The following is an 18,364-nucleotide window of genomic DNA, read 5'->3' on the forward strand; positions in this document are numbered from 1 at the left end:
TGTTTCGATAAAATACCGGCGCGTAGTTTTACCAAAACTAAACTTTTTAAAAATGAAGAAATTTTTATGCTCATGCCTGAGCTTTGCTGCTGCTGCCCTATTTAGCAGGTTTTAGCCGATCTGATGACTGATCTTTCAACCTTGTACCCACATGATAAGGCCGAAGGCATCGCCATCATTAATTCCACCACCATTGCCGTTGCCAATGATGATGATTTTGGCGTTGTTGGTGCAGGTTCTTATATGTCAAAAATCCTTGCATCAACCGGGGCAGTGGATCGCAACACCATCTATTTTGTGAAGCTCAAACAACCGCTTTGGTAGTGAATTGAAATAATTTGCTGCCTCAGATTCAGCAAAAAAAGCTGTGCGGCAAATCGGGCCGCACAGCTTTTTTTGATAGATATGTCGACTGTATTTTGGCTACCTGACAACGAATTTAACATGCTGCTTGCCCTGACCAGCTGTAACAAATTCAACATAATACAAGCCCGGCACCAACATTGTTTTTGTGTTCAACAATAATTCATGCGCCTGTTCGCCCCTTGTTGCATTCACGGCAATCTGCTGGCCAGTGATGCCGAACATCCGAATGGAATGAATATTGACATTTGAAGCAGATAATGTAAAAATCCCCTGGTTTGGATTTGGATAGATCTTATACTGTGCTTGATCAAGATCTGATTTTACTGCAATGATCCGCGACAATTCGAATGAGCCCTTGAAATCATTTTGTTTGAGCTTATAATAATACGTTTGTCCTGGTTGCACATTCACATCCGAGAAACTGTATTCACTACGCTGCTTTGTAGTCGCGTTACCTAATACAAAACCTATCTTTTCGAAATGTTTTCCATCCAGGCTTTTCAACACTTCAAATCCCATATTATCTTCTTCACTTGCAGTCTTCCAGGTTAGTTTATTAGATTGCCCGGCAGAAGTCCCTTCGAAGGAAATGTAGCTAACCGGCAATGCTTTATCCAATGACAAACCGATCAGAACAGGATCATGGTCAGCAGACCGGAATTGGTCGGCGCCATACAAGCTGCTTACCTGGGCCGCTGATTTGAACTCCGTATTGTAATCCAGTACATTGGGCTCGTCTGCATTAATGTGCCATTTGGCTGCGCCGGTCACTTGTTTGCTCAGTGAATTGCTGGCCAGTGCATGGTCGAGCGAGCCGATTTGCCCGTCAAAAACATAAGAATAGGACGTTTCGGGAAGCAGATTTTGATAGCCTGCCGCTGCCAAGATTGTGAGGGGATCTTCCTTGGCATATGCATTTAAATCCCCCAAAATCAAATAATCCGGGTCTGTGGTGCCAGTTGGTTTCGATGCCAGCCAGGCAGCCAGATCGGTTGCTTGTCTGCTTCGCGTACCATTTGAAAAGCCTTGTCCGTCACCAGCGTCTGCGTCACCGGCTCCGCCTGAGCTTGATCCTTTGGATTTGAAATGATTTACAACAATAGTAAACACCTCTCCATTTGAGTTTTGCGTAAAAGTCTGAGCCAACGGCCTGCGACCTACCAGGTCAAATGCTGCACTGGTGGTTAATGTGGCAGCATTTCCCGCAGGTGTTACCTGACTGGTTTTATAGATCATGCCGACCGTAATCGCGTCTGTTGAGATGGGAGCGTTTGCCCCTGATGGGTTCACAAATGCATAATCAGCGGTACTTTCCGGATCGGCATTCAGTCCATTAACCAGGTCTTCCAGCGCCGACGTTGGTGTCGTCCCATTGTGCTGGATCTCCATCAATCCGATCACATCTGCGCCAGACCGGATCAGCGCCTTGATGATCTTGGTTTTTTGACGTTGAAATTCTTCTGCTGTGTTAGCGCCCCGGTATGCATCGCCACTTCCGTCAAGGTTTACAAAATAATTCAGCACATTCGCACTCCCAATTTTAAGAGATGACGATCCGGCCACTGCGCCGCCCGTTAGTGCAGGTGGCGTGTTGGAACGGGCATTCGAGGATTGAAAATCGACTCCGGTGGCGGTCTGAATGCGATATCCTTCCAGGCGCTCATCGAGAATGCCGATGATGCTGGCAACCTGATCCCCTCCGCGCAAAGTGTTGGACGCGCTGAGCGCATTTCCGCCACGACCGAAGATAATCGGGTCCGGGTTTTGCCGGGTGCTTCCGTCATCGAGCAAGATTTGTCTTTTGGCAAGTTGTGACAAATAAGCACTATAACCGGCTGCGTCAGGCGCATTGAACTGTGTAAACTGGTCAAGCCGTGCGTCGGTTCCTGGCTGGTTACCATCACCTTCAACTGAAAGTAAAACCTGTCCATAACGTCCCAGCTCGAAAAATTCAGTGACCGTAAGGTTCCCGGTTGTGGCACTTAGCTCGGTCAGCATGCCTTCGTAGCGTTCGAGATCTGCCACATTTGTCACTGGCAATTTCACTGCAACAGGAGCCGGCAATGCGGCCGGGCCAAGGTTTGTAAAGCCCGTTAATGTTTTGATTTCCGTCAAACGCGTGGTAACCCCGCCGGTGGTGCCTATAAAATCGAGAACCGTACCCGTTAGATTAACCTTATCTCCTGTGTTTGGCGTGACCAAACCAACCGGGTCAGCTGCAACATTATAAACGAAGATGCCTTCCGATGTGGCCTCGTCTGAGTCCGCATCAGCATCTTCTTCCTGCACGTAAAAACCATTCAAGCCATTCGGACCAATGAAAGTGCGCGTCACCACGCCTTCAATGGTGTATTCTCCTGTTAGTGCCGCCAACTGCCCGCTTCCCTGAATAGCATGGATTCTGGTCGCCGTGCCAGCAGGCGCACTGGTGGTGAAAGTCCAGGCAGTAACATCCGTTATTCCCGAAAAGTCATTGCCCGCTTCATCACTCAGTGCTCCCGCAGGTAAGGTCACTGCGTAAGACTTGCTGTTCAGTAAAGTAACGCCCGAGATGGTAACGACCGCACCGTTTACACTAACATTAGCCGATTGAATGTCGACTGACTGCGTGGTGTTATCAGTCGCATTGGTAATGGTAAATGCCCCAGTCTTTTTTACAACGTTTTCGGACAAAGTCAACACCAGATTGCTTGTTAACTGCACATTGGTTGCATTGTCTGGCGGAGAAAGCGAGCTGATCACGGGCGGGGTGACATCCGGTCCGGATACGGTCTCCCCGATGGAAACATCGTCTAATGCAATGCGGTCACGGCTACCCGTCAGTCCGACAGAGGATTCCCAGTAAACCCATCTCAGCTGCACCAGGTCCTGATTTTCCAGAGCAGCGGGAAGCATCAACGAAAAGGAGGCCGCATGCCCGGCTGCATTGCCTGCTGATGAATAAACTTCGGACGCAGTCCCCAGGTCTGAAAAGTTGCCACTGTCTCCAATCCGGTATTGCAACGCCAGGCTGTTGTCCCGGCTAGCTTGCTGCTGGATCGTGCGCGTCGTCCATTCGACCTGAATGTTGGTTTTTCCGGTTGTATTAATTGAAATGACAATGGCACCGGCAGCATTTGAGCCGGAAGCCAGCATCGCAATCCCATTCTCCCCATTCGTCCCCGCACTAAGCCATCCACCCGAAGTGCTGTTGGTTAAATAAGGCAGGTCGCCAGTAGCCGGGCTGGTCGTCCTGCTCGTTGGGATAGCCGCGCTGGAAGTCCCAAACCGGTGCGCAGCCACGCCTTCCGGGAGTGTGCCACCAGAAATTTCCGTATACGTAAATGGCAGAATTTGTGCCGGTGGCGAGGTTTGTGCAAATGCACCCGGAGCCACGACAAAGATCCAGGCCGAGCGCAGAAATAAACCGATATGCTTGCGGGATAAAATAGGTTTCATAATTATTGGATCTATTTGTTGATGTAAGTTTCAGCGAGGCAAATCACGCTGTAATGGTTTCAGAATGCCCAACCGTAGTAGCAATTGTGGGCGAAGTAATGCTGGCAACATAGCGCCATTCGCTTACAATTTGACTGGTGCTGAATTTGGCCATTACATATCCCCTTCTCGATGCATCCAGATATTGCAGGTCGTCCACAAGCAAGGCCAGCGCCTGCTCAAAACCGCCCAGCGAAGCTGGATCGGCGCCCAAATATTCTTCAAAACCAGGTGAAGTAACCGACGGGGCTGCCAGTTCCCGGCCTGCCTGGGATTTATCATTGGCGTTCAAATGGGAATACCAGCCATTGTGTGAATCTCCGGCTAATGCAATGAGCTTTTTGCCTTTTGCCATCGCATACACCGTTTCCCGCTCAACCGGATACCCATCCCATGCATCCAGATTATACGGCAGTACCGTTTGCACCCGCGCTTTCTGCTGCGGTGTTAATGTTGGATCGCTGGCCAGCAGACGCGCTTTTAATTGGGTAAGCTCAATCATTAAAGTCTGGAACATTTTGAATGTGGCTGGACTTGCCGAGCCCGTTGCATCCACTTCACCCACGATTTGAACAATGGCTAGCAGCAACTCAGCGGGAACATACATTTTCCCCATCAAAACCTGTTGTCCCAACACCTGCCACGCACCTTTGCCGGAACCTATGGCAGAACCAAGCCAGTTGAGCTGCTCTTTTCCCAGTATTGTGCGGTTTGGATTGACCCAGTCTTTTTGGAAAGCAGCGGCGTCCAGTCCGGTTTGGGTAAAATAATTGGCGTAGGAAAGCTGCTTGTCCCGCCCGATGATGCGTGTGTCGAGCATATGCAGGTCCATAATGTTACCAAATGAGAAACTCCTGTAAATCTTCTCGTCTACCAGCGTCCGCACACCAATGTATTCGTGATAGGCCTTGATGGCCCGCTGTTTTCTATCCTGAAAGCTTCCTTCGTTCTGGTTGTGATTTTGGGCGCCTTCCTTGTATGCATCATTGGCCACTTCGTGATCGTCCCAAACGCAGATGAATGGCTTTTTCTGATGCGCCAGTTGCAGCTGGGGATCGCTTCGGTATTGTTTGAAACGCGTGCGGTAATCGTCCAGGGATAGGATTTCATTCTCAGGCTTGTGAAGGCGTCCTTGCGCAATGGTGTCGGGATTGGAACCGTACTTACCTGCGCCGTATTCATAAATGTAATCTCCCAAATGCAAAACAACATCCGCATCCGAGGCTGCAATGGCCCCGTAAACATTAAATAGCCCGGCTGGATAATTTGAGCACGAACAAACGGCAAGCTTTACCTCATCCATCTCGCCAGCCTTCCCCAGCGTTTTGGTTTCACCTGTCGGCGAGACTACATTCGTATTTGTGATCGAAAACCGGTAGTAATATTTGGTGTTCGATTTCAAGCCGCTGATATCCACGCTGATCGTAAAATCATCATCCATGGAAGCATCCACCATTTCTGTTTTAATGATCTGGGCAAAACCCGCATCGCTGGCAAGATCATAGGTGAGGGTAACTTTTTGCGAAGATGCGTTTGCGGGGGTAACCCTTGTCCAGAGAATGATCTGGCTGCTGGTCGGATCAAAACTAGCGACATTATAATCAAAGCTGCCATTCTGATCGGGGTCGTTGGGACCTGGAATATTGTGATCGGTGCAGCTGCCGATCAGGACGGTTGATAAAATAACGCCTCCTGCTCCTAGCACCGAGCGTTCTAAAAATTTCCTGCGGTTAATTGTAGTGTTGCCTTTCATACAGCCATGGATCAATTGAGATTAATCCATAAAGCTACTGCACGTGTGTTTCCAGGGTGTATCCAGAAGTTTAAGTTGTTGTTAAGCTATTTGCATAGTTGCCTACTTGGCATAGCTATTTGCGTATTTCCTCGGCATGGGATTGGCGTATGTTACGAATTATTGTGTACAATAAATGGTAACATCATGTATATTAGCATATAAGGTTTTATAATAGCGTCTTCCTGCACATCAAGCTCAGCATGATATTGCGCCAAAAGCATTGCTTTCATAATGATAGCATATAGCTTTTTTCATATTATTTGCTCCAAAGGATCAGTCCCATCTATTAGGATAAATATGTCTTCAACCGTTTTACCAAATACTCTGGCCAGCTTTATCGCCAGAATGGCTGACGGCATGAATTTTCCTGTTTCAATAGCATTAATCGCTTGGCGAGAGACATCAACCTTTTCTGCCAATTCGCCCTGAGTCATCCGGACAATTGCACGTTCTACACGCAGCGTATTATCCAACCGTTGGTTTCGAGCTTTCAATTTCGGTCTGACTGGAAGAAGACAGCATAATAATATCGCAGAACGTAGGTGACAAAGAAACTGCTTAGCCCAAGCCCTAAAATACTTACCCATGTATTAATGAGTTGATAACCAGGTGTAAAGTAAAAGAAAGCAAATAAAGCCAGCATGACAATGAACTGAACATAGATGGCAAACTGGATAGACTCTAACCGGACTTTATAGAAAAATTCATCTGGTTCCTTCGCTAGAAATAAGGCAATAATCCCAACGACAACTAAGCACACTGCACCACTTAGGAATGTTGCATTAATATCCCAAAAATTTGCAGGGTATGGATATGACCCGTCGTTCATTGCCCGCTCGGGTTGAAGGATTCGATAAAAGTTGACTAAGCCATTATTAGTCGCGATCAGCATGCCTGTTAATCCAATAGATACAGCCAGCAAACCTTTTGCACGGTAGTGAGTAGGCAGTAGTAGTTTCATTTTTTGAATGTTTAAATGTCCCTTAAAAGTAAACAGAAGATTACTTTATGTAAAGTTTTATTTACAGTTTCTTTTTGCAAACCCATGCTGACTCAGTTCGGCTCTCTTTTATCCCAATTGATCTGAATCAGATTGCTCGCCTTGTTCTGTTTTTAAATCTTTGCTTTTAAAAAAGCTATGATCGTTAAAAACACTCACATTTTCGACGGAAATCCAATAGGCAAAACTTCGGACATTCGTATTTCAGATGAGGGATTGATCCTTCAAATTGCTAAAAACCTTGATGCAGCAGATAGTGAAACTGTCATCGACTGTGCCGGCATGATTGCGCTTCCTGGACTCACCGATGCACACCGGCACGTGTGGCAAGCTCCTTTCAAAAGTGTAGCAGCAGACATGATGCTCATGGAATATCTCAACCGGGTTGTTGGAGGTATCGGTGCACAAATTAGCGCACAAGAATTATATCTGATCAATTTGTACGGCTACATCCAATGTGCTCAAGCAGGGATTACCAATGTTTTTGACTGGTCGCACATCATGAATTCGCCTGAACACGCCGACGCAGCTATCCAGGCAGCGGCAGATTCGGGACTGAATGTACTATTTTTCCATTCTACATCTGCTCACGAGCGGGACAAATACTGGAATCACAGCACCGCCCCCCATGATCAGGATATCGAGCGCTTGGCAGCCATTTACAAAAACTGTTTTGCCAATGTTCGCCTTGGTATGGGCATTAGAGGGCCCGAATTTGCAACAATGGAGGTAAATAAAATGGATATCCAGCAAGCAAAAGCGCTGGGTATCCCCGCATCTATGCACATCGGCAGCTCCATTTTGGGCAAGATCGCCAAACCGGTCATGCAGCTTGGCGCACAACAACTATTGAGCAGTGACCTAAATTTGGTGCATTGTTGCACGCTATCCAAAGACGAATTCAAGCTGATCGGTGAGGCAGGATGCCTTGTAACGATGACACCGGAAGCCGAAATGCAGACTGGTTTGGGAGAACCCGCAGCCGGCTTTATTGCAGACATCCCTGGCCTGAAGTGGTCGGTGGGGATAGACATTCCGACATCTTCTACGGACAGCCTTATGTTCCAACAGCGGCTATTGCTGCAAAGCTACCGCGCAATCGTCAACAACCGTATAATTGAAAAAATGGAGTTTCCAGTGCAGATGCCGTACAATACGAATCAATTCTTTTTTGATTCCATGGAAAATGCCAACCAATTTAGCGGCATGAACACCTCTGCTCGCATTCAGGTAGGGGCAAAAGCCTGTTTTTCATTAATTAAATGGGAAGATCTGCGCAACGATGCTTTCGCTTCAAATCCTGCCTTCTACTATTTAAGTGAAAGTAATATTGACTCAATTGTTCTTAATGGAAAGCTTGCAAAAAGCAAAGGACAGTGGCTGCTGCATGATCTTGATGAGCTTAGAAATAAGGTTAATGTCATTGTGGCCAGGACGATGAAGGGTTTTTAAACGCTCTTGCGTATGCCAATGGTCGTTATTAGTAACTCTAATGTTTGAAAAATTATGAAGTTGGAGAATCCCTTGGATTTCGGATGGGAAATGAAAACACTGAATTCCGCACAGACTGACTTTTCGATCACCGAAAATGGCGTTCTGCACCTGACCATCGAGCACGAAACCTTGGAAGGTATCACGCCCCGCATGCTCGAATGGTGGTTTAGAAATATTGGAGGAGACATGGAGTATAAAGGCAGAACTTACTCAAAATACCGCGTGTGGCACCCGCTGGACCACATTCATTGGGAATTAAGCAAAAATGTGCGCAAGGACAGAAGTGTTGGCGTAGGTTCCTATTTCCGCATCGTGGAAGCGTTTGGCAGAAACCCGGATTTTGCCGTAGATAGCGTTGAAATGGTCACTAAGCTCGACGACACCGGCATTAGGCTTGTAAAAAGGATATTTGGGTTGGAGATATTTAGCCTTGAACATTGGTTTGAGCCCGCAGGTGATTGCCATTGTGCTTACCGCTCGTTGATGATCGTTGGATATGAGAGCTGGTTTGGGAGATTTATCATTAACCCTATCATCCGTTCATGGATCTTTACGGATGACATGGGATTTGCCTGGCTAAAACACAATATTGAGGAAGTAGGTAACTTCGAGTTTTTCCTGCCAGATCTATATCGAAGCCATATTGGCGACCGCATGTTGAAGGTAAAGTAATCTTCCTAAATGTTGGCTTAATGATTTATCCACAAACAGGCGTTATGATTAACATAGCGCCTGTTTTTTTAGTTATATAAAGCAATCCGTATGCTAGTTTGACAGTAATATTGAAGCAGCATAACCACAAAGAAAGGGAAGAACGAAGCCGCTCTTCCCTTTACTGGACTACAATGAAATATCAGTGCTTAATGATGCGATGGGTGAATTCAATACTATCCATTTCAGAAATGACCACATAAGTGCCCGGATTAAGACCAGACACATCCACCGGCTCCGCACTTATAACTGTTGAAGTTTTGACTAACAGACCTGTGAGGTTGTAAATGCTGATTTTTGTTTTGCCGTTGTTATGGCCAAGGTAAAATTTGTCAATTACCGGATTAGGATACAGTGTTACCGCTTCCTTTTCTGCGGCTATACTCACGACCCTGCTGTAAGTGAACGTTCCATCCTGATCGACTTGCTTCAACCTGTAATAGGCGGTCTGTCTGGATCCGTAATCCGTGTATTTGTAGCTGCGCAGCTGGTTACACGACAAACTGCCCATCATCCAATGCTTGTCCTTGCCCAAATGTAGCATTGGCCTGATACACCTGGCCATCTGCGGGCAGAGCGCTCACCGGAGTGCCCTTTCTGGCCACTACAAGGCGCCGTGCGCCGCTACCTTGTTTCCAAACAGCACGCAGGCTCGTACCTTCCACCTGCTGAACGCCAAGCTCAGATGCTGGCTTGTCTGGTTCAAGTGGAATCTGGATTTTAACTACCTCGCCGGGCGCGTGATAAACCGGCGCGTAATAGCCGTTAAAATCAGAGATTTGCGCATAATAAGTCATTCCGGCTTTTAGATTGGTGACTGTAAAAGCATTGCCATTGGTGGAGCTTCAAATGATATAATTACCTGCCCCGAGCTGGCTACCTTTTCCGAAATCTTTGTTTCCACCAGCATAGCGCACAAAATCGGTGGGCTGCACAGTTACTGGTCCGTCCTGGCGCATGAGGATGATCCGGTTTTTACCTCCCAGACTATTGAAAACAAATGTAGCCGATGAACCGGTAACATCAGTGAGTGTTACCTGCGAATTCTGCGTCGGTCTTTCGACCGTATTGACCTGGCCTGCAAAGTATTGATCTTTCAAATAATAGGCATAACCAGCCGCATCCACATCGTAAGAGTAAATCCGGAAGTAATAAGCCGTACCAGCTTCCAGGTCGGTCACCGGCGTAGTGTTCTCACCCGAATCATGCACCCCAAATTCTCCTTTCTGGCCAGGATAATCCTGCTGGCACCACCGCCCGCCTGCAATTCGATCTTCACCGAGGTGCCGGTTACATTGGATAAAATAAGCGATTTGGTCGGTTCCGTTGGCGCCTGGGCGCATAGCGTATTGTGAATGCCCAGGATTATGAGCATTGTCAATTGTAGTATTTTTGTCATGGTTTAAGTTGAAATTAATGTCGATTATTGAGCTTTTGAAAACCAAAAAGCACCAGCAGACAACAAATGAGAAGCCCGATAGTTGCGGGGAAAATAATTGAAGTTCCGGCATTTCCTGCGCCGTCAACAGCCCAGACGATTTTACCTGTTGCCATCAACACCAGCACTGAAAGCCCGGAGTAAAGACTTCTTTTCCAGAATGCCAACGCTAAAAGCATAAAGGATAAAGGCACTAGTGAGGCAAGAAAAACTTTCGCGAAAGTCCAGTTCTCTTGCAGCCAGTCTTTTTCAAATTGCAGGAACTGTTTGATATTATCCGGGACGTCACTTGGAGCGGCGAACCAAAACATGCTGGTCAATAGCAAGAAAATAGTCCCCATGATCCCTGCCAAGCTGTGCATGTAAGCAAAGTAGCAGAACGGGACCAGAAAAAGCGGCCGGATAAACCAGCTTGCCTGGTTCTGGTGCCGTTCATATACCCACAAAAAAAACGGGTCGCTGTTGAAAGCAAGGGCAACGAAAATAATGATGAGAAGGGCAAAGCCAGCAGCCAGTTGACTGTCCCTAACTTTGTTTATCATATCAGAACGTCACATTGTAGAGTTTTTCAAACTGCTTTTCCCTGGACGATGCAGGGCTCATGCGCAAAAGTGCATTGCGCAGTTTGGCCAGCAGCGGGTTATCAGTCTGCGCAATTTTCCCGATCATGCGCGATTGGCGGATCACATATTGGGTCCTTTCCATTCGCTTGCTTTCAAATTCTGCAAACACTTTTTCAAGTGGCTGGTCTTTCTTTAATTCCGTCAGCAATGTCGCCGCATCTTCAATCGCCTGGCAGGCACCCTGTCCCATATTAGGTGTAGTCGCGTGCGCTGCGTCACCCACGAGCAAAATGTTGCCATGTGCATAATGAGCAAGCGGCGCAAGGTCGTATATATCAATGTGTATCAATGCTTGATGAGATGCCTTGCTTAGTATTTCGGGAATGGGATGATGAAATTTGCTAAACCATTTTGCAAGGTCCTGCGCACCGAATGCATTGAACACCGGATTATTAGCAATCGACCTTACGCATGCAAACCAGTAAATCTTCCCATCATTGAGCGGAACGATGCCAAACCGGCCCGACGTATCCCAGGTCTCGGAAGCACCGTGTGCCAGTGAACCAGCATCCTCGACAACGCCGCGCCAGCAAGTATACCCAGCGTAGCGTTTGACATCATCCGCAGCGATTTTACTTCGTAACAAGGAATTGATACCATCGGCCACAATCAGATAATCGGCCTGGTAAGCAGTACTATCGGCAAAATCCAATGTGATCTTTTTCCCAACGCGCTCTATGCCGATGGCCTTTTTGCCTTTGATGATTGAAGCCGGATCAATGTGGGCAAGCAATGCTTCATGAAGCGTGTGACGGTGAATGCTGAAATTGTCCAGGCCGAATTTCTCACTGATTATCTTACTGTCATTTTCAGAAATAATCTGCCCTGTTCGATCCAAAATCCTGAAATACGGAAGCTTGCGGCCCAGCGGGATAATGCCATCAGCGATACCGAGTACATCCAGCGCTTTTATCGCATTAGGCGCAAGCCCCAGCCCGGCCCCGACCGGTTTGAGGTGCGGGGCCGCTTCAAAAATCGTGGTTTCGTAACCTGCCTTTTGAAAAGCAATGGCTGCGGTCAGGCCTGCAATCCCTGCTCCTGAAATCGCTATTTTCATGATTGTTGCCTGTAAATGAATTCTGACAATTCAACCTGGTAACCACCGGGGATCTTGGTCACACTCATTTTGGTTGGGTAATAACCAGTCCGGGCATATTTGGCCGGTTGCGGAATGCTACGCTCAAACTTCCCTGTCAGCGCCTTTAGATATTCACCTGTAACCATAGGTTCGTAAAAATTCACTTTACCATTGTAGGTGCCGTAAATGAAGGTTTGTGTAAACGGAGCAGGATTTTGCGGGTTCAGTTCCGGCGAGGTGATATCCGCCCAATGCACACCCATTTTTGGAACACCGCCTGGTATGGGGATGTAGGTTTTGGGCAGATAATCCGGCGCAGGATAGGTTTTGTGCCCTGTTGAGTCAACTTCAAATGGCGGTATTTTATTTAGCTCAGCCTCGGATTCCATGTAAAAATGAAAATCGAAATGCGCCTTGGTATAGACGTTTTCCGGAGGATGGCCATGTGGGTTCCAGTCCATGGTGACGTGATCAAAAACAGTGGCGCTTTTGTTTTCCGGCAATTGTAATGTGTAAATGATACTCTCGGGTGCATCGCCGTGGCCGCCGTGTTTCACCCGCCCGCCCGTGTGCATCTCAGGGATGGCAGCTTCGGTAAGCACAATTCCCGCTTTGAGTGGCTTATGATCGAAAGTCGTTTCGATGTAAGTCCAGGCCTCCCCGTCTGCTACCTTTACTTTTCCGCCTTTTAGCAGAACCGGATCCTGATTGATATCGTGATCATTTTCACTACACGAAGACAAAGCGATAGCTGCCGCTGCCAGGGCAGCGATGATTGTTTTTTTCATTTGATTTATTTTTACGGCTATAAAATTTGATTAAATGTTTCCGGCTGTTGCAGCTGATGTTATTCAGCAAACCGGCTTAGTAAGCATTTGCTCCTGCCAGCGAAAGTGAATGAAGCAGTTCTTCAAAACGCCGGGCGGGCAACTCCATCTCTGCCATAGCAATCAGCGATTGGAACAGATAGTCAGGTGCTGAGTGCTTTACACCTTGCAGCCATTCGCGAATTTCGAAATTATTGAGCGACCGGAACATCCACCTTGCTTCAAATTCGAGTATGTCCTGTGGTACGCTGGCGATTATTTGCTGCTCAACGTCTATAATTTCTTCATCCCGGTAATTGGTCCATAATATCTCATTCATGACCTGTTCCTCCTTATTGAAAAGCGTGAGGTTGAAAGCCAGAACCGTTTCAAATGCCTCCGACACTGCCTTTCCTCTTTTAATCTGATTCTCCTGATTAGCTGCATATTTAAGATCGTCGACAGCCAACCGCACACGCTGCGCCAGGAACTTGCTTTCAATATGTTGCTCGCGAAAACGACGGTCGATATCAATGTTATATTTCTCGACTAGTGGGTGAATGTAACCACCCTCATGCTCGATGTGCAGGTCCAAAAGCGCCAGTGTTTGGGTGAGCTTATCAATGATGTTTTTAGTCGCATCATTATCGACGAAGTTAGTGTGCTGGATATCCAGTGCGGTTTGATAGGAGATCGCTTTGAGCGCTTTGTGAATGGAATTAAAAATGTTATATCTCATGACTGTTTTTGAATTAAAATTTTAAATGACGCCATTTCCGGATAGGTATCATTACTTATTTTCCAGGGTTACTTTCTGCTCTAATTACATAGTTATCAATTGGTTTTATGGTGCTTAAATAGGTGAAAATAGCTTCAAGGTCTTTTTCTTTCATACCCGCATACATAGTCCAGGGCATTGGGGTGTTTATATCGCCCGGACTCAACTTTTGCGGCACGTAATTACTATCGGCATAGGCCTTAAACCGGCTCACGAACATTTCCTTGGTCCATTTCCCAATGCCTGTTTCCTTGTGTAGCGTAATGTTGGGCGAGCGCAAAATGCCATTGGGGCTACTGAATTCCATCCCCCCACCGAATTCGGTCCCTGGGATTACGCTGCCCTTATCCGTCTTGCTGTGGCAATCCACGCAGCCAGTCGCATTGACCAGATATTTGCCATAAGCCACCTGGTCATTCTGGGTTGGAAGCTTGGTGAAGGCGGCCTTATGCGGCATGGTGTTAATGATAAAGTTGACGGGAAAATCAGGTTCAGACTTTGGTATGTCCTTTTGAACTGACGGCAGTTCCCGGATATAGGCGATGATCGAGTACACGTCTTCCTTATCCATTTGACCAAAACGGTGGTAAGCCATCACCGGAAACAGCGCTTTTCCATTCTTATTGACACCGGTCGTGATTGCTTGGAAAATCTCTCCGTCGGTCCAGCTGCCGAGTGCATAGGGCGTAATGTTGGGCGCAAAAAATTTGCCTGGAAAACCCATTTCCTGAGTAAAGGCCTCGCCGCCAGCGCCAAAGCCGCCGCTTGCCATCGGACCGGCATACCTTGACCAGTCACGTGTGCTGTGGCAGTCCATACAAACCGCTACATGGTTGGCCAGATACTTTCCGCGTTCAATTCTGGCGGGCGTTTTCTCGATCTTAATGTCCGGCGCAGGGCCAGTGTCGGGCAATGCAATTTTCACATAAGCCATGGCCAGGCCAATAAGGATCATTACGCCGGCAAGGATTCTGCCGGTCATTTTCAGTGCTTTCACTTTTATTTTTTTGTTTTATTTATAGGAATGCCACCCTTGTTGGTATGCTCGTCAACAACAAAAGATTAAAAAATTTTAAATAAACCGAACGCCTATTTTCCCAGCCAGTGCTTAAAATCAGACACTTTCTCCCTGCTCACAATCACTTCTTTATCATGTTCGGGTTTTAATTTCAGCACAAGTCGGTGGCCAAAGTAATCACTGATTTGTTCGAGCGAATCCGGTGCTACGAAAAACGATCTGCTGATCCGGTAAAAATCCTGTGGTTTCAGCATTGTTTCCAGCTCATCCATGGTATAATCAACAACATACCGCTTGTTGCTATACGTCCTGAAAAAATTAAGTTTATCGTCAGAATAGAAATAGGCGATTTCATCTACATTGACCGAAACCAGTTTTTGAACACTTTTGACCAAAAACCGTTTCCTGTAGTCTTTTACATTAAGCCGCTCTTGCAATTGTGCTGCCAGGTTCTCAACATTGACTACAATCGGATCGCCGCTTTGAGAAGTCTTGGGCTTTTCGATCCAATTGGAAAATTTATTTAATGCAACTTCGAGTTCCTCTTTCTGAACGGGTTTCAAAAGATAATCCACGCTATTTACCTTGAATGCCTTCAACGCATATTCATCATAGGAAGTTGTAAAAATGACCGTGCTTGTCACTTCTGTCCGGTTAAATATTTCAAAGCTTTGGCCATCGACAAGTTCAATGTCGGCCAGAATAATATCTGGCGCAGGATTCGTTTCCAGCCACGTCACAGAAGATTCCACGCTGTCGGTAACGCCCACAATTTCGATATCCTTTTTGATACTCAATAGGGAGCGTTTCAATTTGGCCACTGCCAGATCTTCGTCTTCGATGATGAGCACTTTCATATGCATTTATTCGGTTAATAGGTTGTTAATAAGTTGCCAAGCTGCCCAGTACATCCTGATTTGCTTCCATATCAGCGCGGTCAAGCAGGCTAAGCCGTACACGAAAAAAATGGTCATCCTTCTCAATCACCAATCCAGGCTGGCTAAGCATTTTATATTTGACCGCAATGTTGGACAGCCCCACTTTATTGGACGAAATGATGCCTGGTTTTTTTTTCAAATTATTTTCAACGACCAATCGCTGCTGGCTGTCAACCGAAATCGAAATAATAAGCGGCTGCCCTTTTCTTGCCATATTGTGTTTGACTGCGTTTTCTATCAGCAGCTGCAATGATAGCGAAGGCAAAAGCCGGTCCACAAATGGGGCAATATCAGCAATACGCAGGATTACCGCTTCGCTGTACCTGATGTCGAGCAGCGCCATATAGGATTGTATAAACTGCATTTCGTGCCCCAATGTCGAGAGTGCTTCCTGGTTGTTGCGCATCAGATAGCGGTAAACTTTGCTCAACTCATCAAGAAAGTATTCCGCCTTTTCAGGATCTGTCGTAATCAGCGATGACAGTGCATTTAAATTATTGAACAAAAAATGCGGATTGATCTGCCGGATCAGGTTTTCGAATTCCTGTTCGTGAAACTGCATTTCGGCTATTTCCTTCACTGCCAGGCTTTCTTTCCATCTCTTGAAAATATAGTCTGTCTCACAAAGCGTAATCCCAATTACTGTTACAATGATCCCGATGATCGAGCAGAAGACGAAATGTTCCTGGTTGAAGTTGTAACCGAAAATCTCAAATGCATCAAAACCATAAAAAACCATCGCCATGTTCACCTTTACCACTACAATGTCCAGCATGATAAGTGATATAATACGTTTCCAGATATCACTTAATGTTGTAAAGTAGCCCGCCAGGCGCTGGATCATACTGAAATACAGATACCAGAAACAGATCGAAATCACGCCAATAATGAGCGTTGAAACTGCATAAACTTCTAATTCAGCAAAATACCTTTGCCCGTATAATTGATAACCTGCCGTTGTAATGATGATGGGAAACATCACCAGCAATGTGAGCCATTCAAGAAAGGAAGGTTTATAACCGGCCATCTGCTGTTTTTATGTAATGCTAATTTATCTAAAAGTTGCGTTAATAATAAGCATGCTCAAAGTTGGAATATTCTTGATCGTTTGACAACCTGAATCCGATCAAATGGGACAAATGCAGATGGGTTGCCCGAAAGTCCCGATCAAAAGTCAGCTTGCCAGGGCAAGTGACGCATCGCTGGGAGCGCATGGCTTGATGGACTGTATCATCTCCCAATGATCAATAATTTTATTCTCCCGCATACGTAGGTAACGGTATCCACGGACGACACTTTTCTCATCCTGCTGTGAATCCCTGCGAGAGGAAAGCAGGCTGAAACGGATTACCACCAGCTCACCTTCGCAGGTCAACTCTTCGATCGACGTGTGGTGCCTAAGCTCTTTTTTTACGGCCTTTAAATACAGAATGAGCCCAAATCTGTTTTGGCAAAATTTTGGTAGAGAATGGTCGCGGAAGTCAGCATGTAGGTAATTACTCAACTTTTCAAACCTTCCCATGTTCCAGATGTCTTCGATAAAACCGACGGCACACTGTTGGTTTAAATTTTCCATGTTCTATTGCTGTAAATGCATTCAATTAAGTGGTATTTCAATGATTTGGAACTCTGAGTTCCTGATGATCTTAACCGGTTCAAGATCAAGCAATCTGAATTTGTTAATCACATTATCCAGGTTAGTTTCTACCTGCTCTTGCTGATTATCGATCTTTAATGCGACAGTATGATGTATTTGCAGCCCGGATCCGGCAGATATCACGCGAATGTTGAGCGGTTTGAGTTTGCTGATCTTATTGCGCCCCAGGATATGTTCCACCAAAAGCTGCACCGTAAGCGGCGGGATACGCTTTTCCATTGCATCTGCTGTTACCTGAATGTCAAAACTGATGGCAGAACCATATCGGACTTTCAGAATATAAAACCATGACCTGATAAATTGAAGTTCAGTTTGTAATGGCACAAAAGCTTCCTTATCACCTTTAAGCAGGTAACGGTACACCTTACACATTTCATCCAGGAAGGTCTCAGCCTTTTCAGGGTCTTCGGTAATCAGGCTCGATAATGTATTGATGCTGTTGAAAAGAAAATGCGGGTTCACCTGCGTTTTCAATCCTTCCAGACGGCTTTTGGCATAAGCTGTTTTCAACTGTTCGGTCTCAGTCAGTGTAGCTTTCCATTTTTCAAAATTGGAAACACCTTCATGTAAAAAAGTCGATAACAGATTCAAACCCAAGCCCGACACCAATGCCCAAATGTAGTTTGCTGAACCGATTTCAGATACAGCCAAATACATTTGACCATAAACCCAGAAAATGAAAGTATTTACCAGCGCAGTGAGCGGAAAAAAGCAGAGCAATGAAATGAAAATCCGCTTCATTGTCTCACCGTCTTTCGGAAATTGTTTTGACAACACCATGGCAACGAGTGTGTGCAACTGCCAGGCCACCACTTTTATGGCCAGCGTCAGGCAGGTAGCCCCCAAAAGCAAGGGTAAATGGGTGAAATAAGAATTTAAAAAAATAAAGAAGTTTAGCAGAACTGAATAAGGAGCTAAAATGCCGAGCATCAGCTGATATTCATTAGCAATGTACTTCGGCATTTTCATGGTCTCTATTTTTTTACAAAAATAGTATCAAAACAACATTGCTAAAATCGCTTTACGACAGGTTGGGAGAAGAAGCGAATGAATTGGGATTTTATAGACCGTTTTCGTGCCTACGGCAAAAATGACAGCCACATTAATCATCAAATGTCCCAATTAACTAACTGAATGTCTCATTCTATCGGGATTTGCTGCTTTCCGATATTTCATAGCTGCATA

19 protein-coding genes are annotated in these 18,364 nt (G+C 46.0%); 3 read left to right on the plus strand and 16 right to left on the minus strand.

The window, feature by feature from the left end; genetic code table 11:
• Positions 1-123: 123 nt before the first annotated feature.
• Positions 124-324, plus strand: coding sequence for a hypothetical protein (locus tag G395_RS0124650; RefSeq protein ID WP_026632494.1), 201 nt, complete (start codon positions 124-126; stop codon positions 322-324).
• Between the two features lie 99 nt (positions 325-423).
• Here the strand turns inward: G395_RS0124650 and G395_RS30295 are convergent, their stop codons facing one another.
• The 4 genes from G395_RS30295 to G395_RS0124675 all read right to left on the minus strand — a co-directional run bounded on the left by G395_RS30295 (position 424) and on the right by G395_RS0124675 (position 6,599).
• Positions 424-3,804 (minus strand): ExeM/NucH family extracellular endonuclease, encoded by a 3,381-nt coding sequence (locus G395_RS30295; protein ID WP_051350376.1) that lies wholly within the window; start codon positions 3,802-3,804, stop codon positions 424-426.
• Positions 3,805-3,847: 43 nt separating this feature from the next.
• The gene (locus G395_RS0124660; RefSeq protein ID WP_026632495.1) at positions 3,848-5,596 is read right to left on the minus strand and encodes an alkaline phosphatase D family protein; all 1,749 of its coding nucleotides are present in this window, start codon (positions 5,594-5,596) and stop codon (positions 3,848-3,850) included.
• A gap of 293 nt (positions 5,597-5,889) precedes the next feature.
• Positions 5,890-6,111, minus strand: coding sequence for a helix-turn-helix transcriptional regulator (locus G395_RS32595; RefSeq protein WP_026632496.1), 222 nt, complete (start codon positions 6,109-6,111; stop codon positions 5,890-5,892).
• A 17-nt stretch (positions 6,112-6,128) separates the two neighbouring features.
• Positions 6,129-6,599 carry a hypothetical protein gene (locus G395_RS0124675; protein WP_026632497.1) on the minus strand — a complete coding sequence of 157 codons (471 nt, stop codon included), beginning with the start codon at positions 6,597-6,599 and terminating at the stop codon, positions 6,129-6,131.
• Between the two features lie 177 nt (positions 6,600-6,776).
• Between G395_RS0124675 and G395_RS30300 the strand changes: the two genes are divergently transcribed.
• Positions 6,777-8,090 carry an amidohydrolase family protein gene (locus G395_RS30300; protein ID WP_026632498.1) on the plus strand — a complete coding sequence of 438 codons (1,314 nt, stop codon included), beginning with the start codon at positions 6,777-6,779 and terminating at the stop codon, positions 8,088-8,090.
• Positions 8,091-8,144: 54 nt separating this feature from the next.
• Positions 8,145-8,804, plus strand: a complete 660-nt coding sequence (locus G395_RS0124685; protein ID WP_026632499.1) for a DAPG hydrolase family protein — start codon at positions 8,145-8,147, stop codon at positions 8,802-8,804.
• Positions 8,805-8,985: 181 nt separating this feature from the next.
• On the opposite strand, the gene G395_RS0124690 is transcribed toward G395_RS0124685, so the two are convergent.
• From G395_RS0124690 to G395_RS0124745, 12 genes are all read right to left on the minus strand, one after another.
• Entirely contained in the window at positions 8,986-9,387 is a 402-nt protein-coding gene (locus G395_RS0124690; RefSeq protein ID WP_169720075.1) for a T9SS type A sorting domain-containing protein, read from the minus strand.
• Complete coding sequence (locus G395_RS0124695; RefSeq protein WP_026632501.1) at positions 9,335-9,640, minus strand: hypothetical protein; 306 nt, start codon at positions 9,638-9,640, stop codon at positions 9,335-9,337. Before G395_RS0124695 ends, G395_RS0124690 begins: the two co-directional genes overlap by 53 nt.
• Positions 9,641-9,688: 48 nt before the next feature.
• Positions 9,689-10,186: a hypothetical protein gene (locus G395_RS0124700; RefSeq protein ID WP_026632502.1), complete on the minus strand. Its 498-nt coding sequence runs from the start codon at positions 10,184-10,186 to the stop codon at positions 9,689-9,691.
• A gap of 70 nt (positions 10,187-10,256) precedes the next feature.
• Positions 10,257-10,823: a hypothetical protein gene (locus tag G395_RS0124705; RefSeq protein WP_026632503.1), complete on the minus strand. Its 567-nt coding sequence runs from the start codon at positions 10,821-10,823 to the stop codon at positions 10,257-10,259.
• Position 10,824: 1 nt separating this feature from the next.
• Complete coding sequence (locus G395_RS0124710) at positions 10,825-11,961, minus strand: FAD-dependent monooxygenase (protein ID WP_026632504.1); 1,137 nt, start codon at positions 11,959-11,961, stop codon at positions 10,825-10,827.
• The gene (locus tag G395_RS30305; protein ID WP_051350377.1) at positions 11,958-12,770 is read right to left on the minus strand and encodes a DUF5602 domain-containing protein; all 813 of its coding nucleotides are present in this window, start codon (positions 12,768-12,770) and stop codon (positions 11,958-11,960) included. Before G395_RS30305 ends, G395_RS0124710 begins: the two co-directional genes overlap by 4 nt.
• Before the next feature lie 76 nt (positions 12,771-12,846).
• Positions 12,847-13,527, minus strand: coding sequence for a hemerythrin domain-containing protein (locus G395_RS0124720; protein WP_026632505.1), 681 nt, complete (start codon positions 13,525-13,527; stop codon positions 12,847-12,849).
• Between the two features lie 55 nt (positions 13,528-13,582).
• On the minus strand, positions 13,583-14,563 hold the full coding sequence (locus G395_RS0124725; protein ID WP_026632506.1) for a c-type cytochrome: 981 nt from the start codon (positions 14,561-14,563) through the stop codon (positions 13,583-13,585).
• A 92-nt stretch (positions 14,564-14,655) separates the two neighbouring features.
• Positions 14,656-15,441, minus strand: coding sequence for a LytR/AlgR family response regulator transcription factor (locus G395_RS0124730; RefSeq protein ID WP_026632507.1), 786 nt, complete (start codon positions 15,439-15,441; stop codon positions 14,656-14,658).
• A 25-nt stretch (positions 15,442-15,466) separates the two neighbouring features.
• Positions 15,467-16,549 (minus strand): sensor histidine kinase, encoded by a 1,083-nt coding sequence (locus G395_RS31335; RefSeq protein ID WP_051350378.1) that lies wholly within the window; start codon positions 16,547-16,549, stop codon positions 15,467-15,469.
• A gap of 147 nt (positions 16,550-16,696) precedes the next feature.
• Entirely contained in the window at positions 16,697-17,098 is a 402-nt protein-coding gene (locus G395_RS0124740) for an ester cyclase (RefSeq protein ID WP_026632508.1), read from the minus strand.
• 21 nt (positions 17,099-17,119) lie between these two features.
• On the minus strand, positions 17,120-18,148 hold the full coding sequence (locus G395_RS0124745; RefSeq protein ID WP_026632509.1) for a sensor histidine kinase: 1,029 nt from the start codon (positions 18,146-18,148) through the stop codon (positions 17,120-17,122).
• Between the last annotated feature and the right edge of the window lie 216 nt (positions 18,149-18,364).

Source organism: Dyadobacter alkalitolerans DSM 23607 (assembly GCF_000428845.1).
Lineage (GTDB): Bacteria > Bacteroidota > Bacteroidia > Cytophagales > Spirosomataceae > Dyadobacter > Dyadobacter alkalitolerans.

What these genes read in the sequence shown, in the direction of transcription:
- G395_RS0124650 (WP_026632494.1), top strand. Translation starts at nt 124, where the DNA reads ATGACTGATCTTTCAACCTTGTACCCACATGATAAGGCCGAAGGCATC.
- G395_RS30295 (WP_051350376.1), bottom strand. Translation starts at nt 3,804, where the DNA reads ATGAAACCTATTTTATCCCGCAAGCATATCGGTTTATTTCTGCGCTCG.
- G395_RS0124660 (WP_026632495.1), bottom strand. Translation starts at nt 5,596, where the DNA reads ATGAAAGGCAACACTACAATTAACCGCAGGAAATTTTTAGAACGCTCG.
- G395_RS0124675 (WP_026632497.1), bottom strand. Translation starts at nt 6,599, where the DNA reads ATGAAACTACTACTGCCTACTCACTACCGTGCAAAAGGTTTGCTGGCT.
- G395_RS30300 (WP_026632498.1), top strand. Translation starts at nt 6,777, where the DNA reads ATGATCGTTAAAAACACTCACATTTTCGACGGAAATCCAATAGGCAAA.
- G395_RS0124685 (WP_026632499.1), top strand. Translation starts at nt 8,145, where the DNA reads ATGAAGTTGGAGAATCCCTTGGATTTCGGATGGGAAATGAAAACACTG.
- G395_RS0124690 (WP_169720075.1), bottom strand. Translation starts at nt 9,387, where the DNA reads ATGCTACATTTGGGCAAGGACAAGCATTGGATGATGGGCAGTTTGTCG.
- G395_RS0124695 (WP_026632501.1), bottom strand. Translation starts at nt 9,640, where the DNA reads ATGACTTATTATGCGCAAATCTCTGATTTTAACGGCTATTACGCGCCG.
- G395_RS0124700 (WP_026632502.1), bottom strand. Translation starts at nt 10,186, where the DNA reads ATGCGCCCAGGCGCCAACGGAACCGACCAAATCGCTTATTTTATCCAA.
- G395_RS0124705 (WP_026632503.1), bottom strand. Translation starts at nt 10,823, where the DNA reads ATGATAAACAAAGTTAGGGACAGTCAACTGGCTGCTGGCTTTGCCCTT.
- G395_RS0124710 (WP_026632504.1), bottom strand. Translation starts at nt 11,961, where the DNA reads ATGAAAATAGCGATTTCAGGAGCAGGGATTGCAGGCCTGACCGCAGCC.
- G395_RS30305 (WP_051350377.1), bottom strand. Translation starts at nt 12,770, where the DNA reads ATGAAAAAAACAATCATCGCTGCCCTGGCAGCGGCAGCTATCGCTTTG.
- G395_RS0124720 (WP_026632505.1), bottom strand. Translation starts at nt 13,527, where the DNA reads ATGAGATATAACATTTTTAATTCCATTCACAAAGCGCTCAAAGCGATC.
- G395_RS0124730 (WP_026632507.1), bottom strand. Translation starts at nt 15,441, where the DNA reads ATGAAAGTGCTCATCATCGAAGACGAAGATCTGGCAGTGGCCAAATTG.
- G395_RS31335 (WP_051350378.1), bottom strand. Translation starts at nt 16,549, where the DNA reads ATGGCCGGTTATAAACCTTCCTTTCTTGAATGGCTCACATTGCTGGTG.
- G395_RS0124740 (WP_026632508.1), bottom strand. Translation starts at nt 17,098, where the DNA reads ATGGAAAATTTAAACCAACAGTGTGCCGTCGGTTTTATCGAAGACATC.
- G395_RS0124745 (WP_026632509.1), bottom strand. Translation starts at nt 18,148, where the DNA reads ATGAAAATGCCGAAGTACATTGCTAATGAATATCAGCTGATGCTCGGC.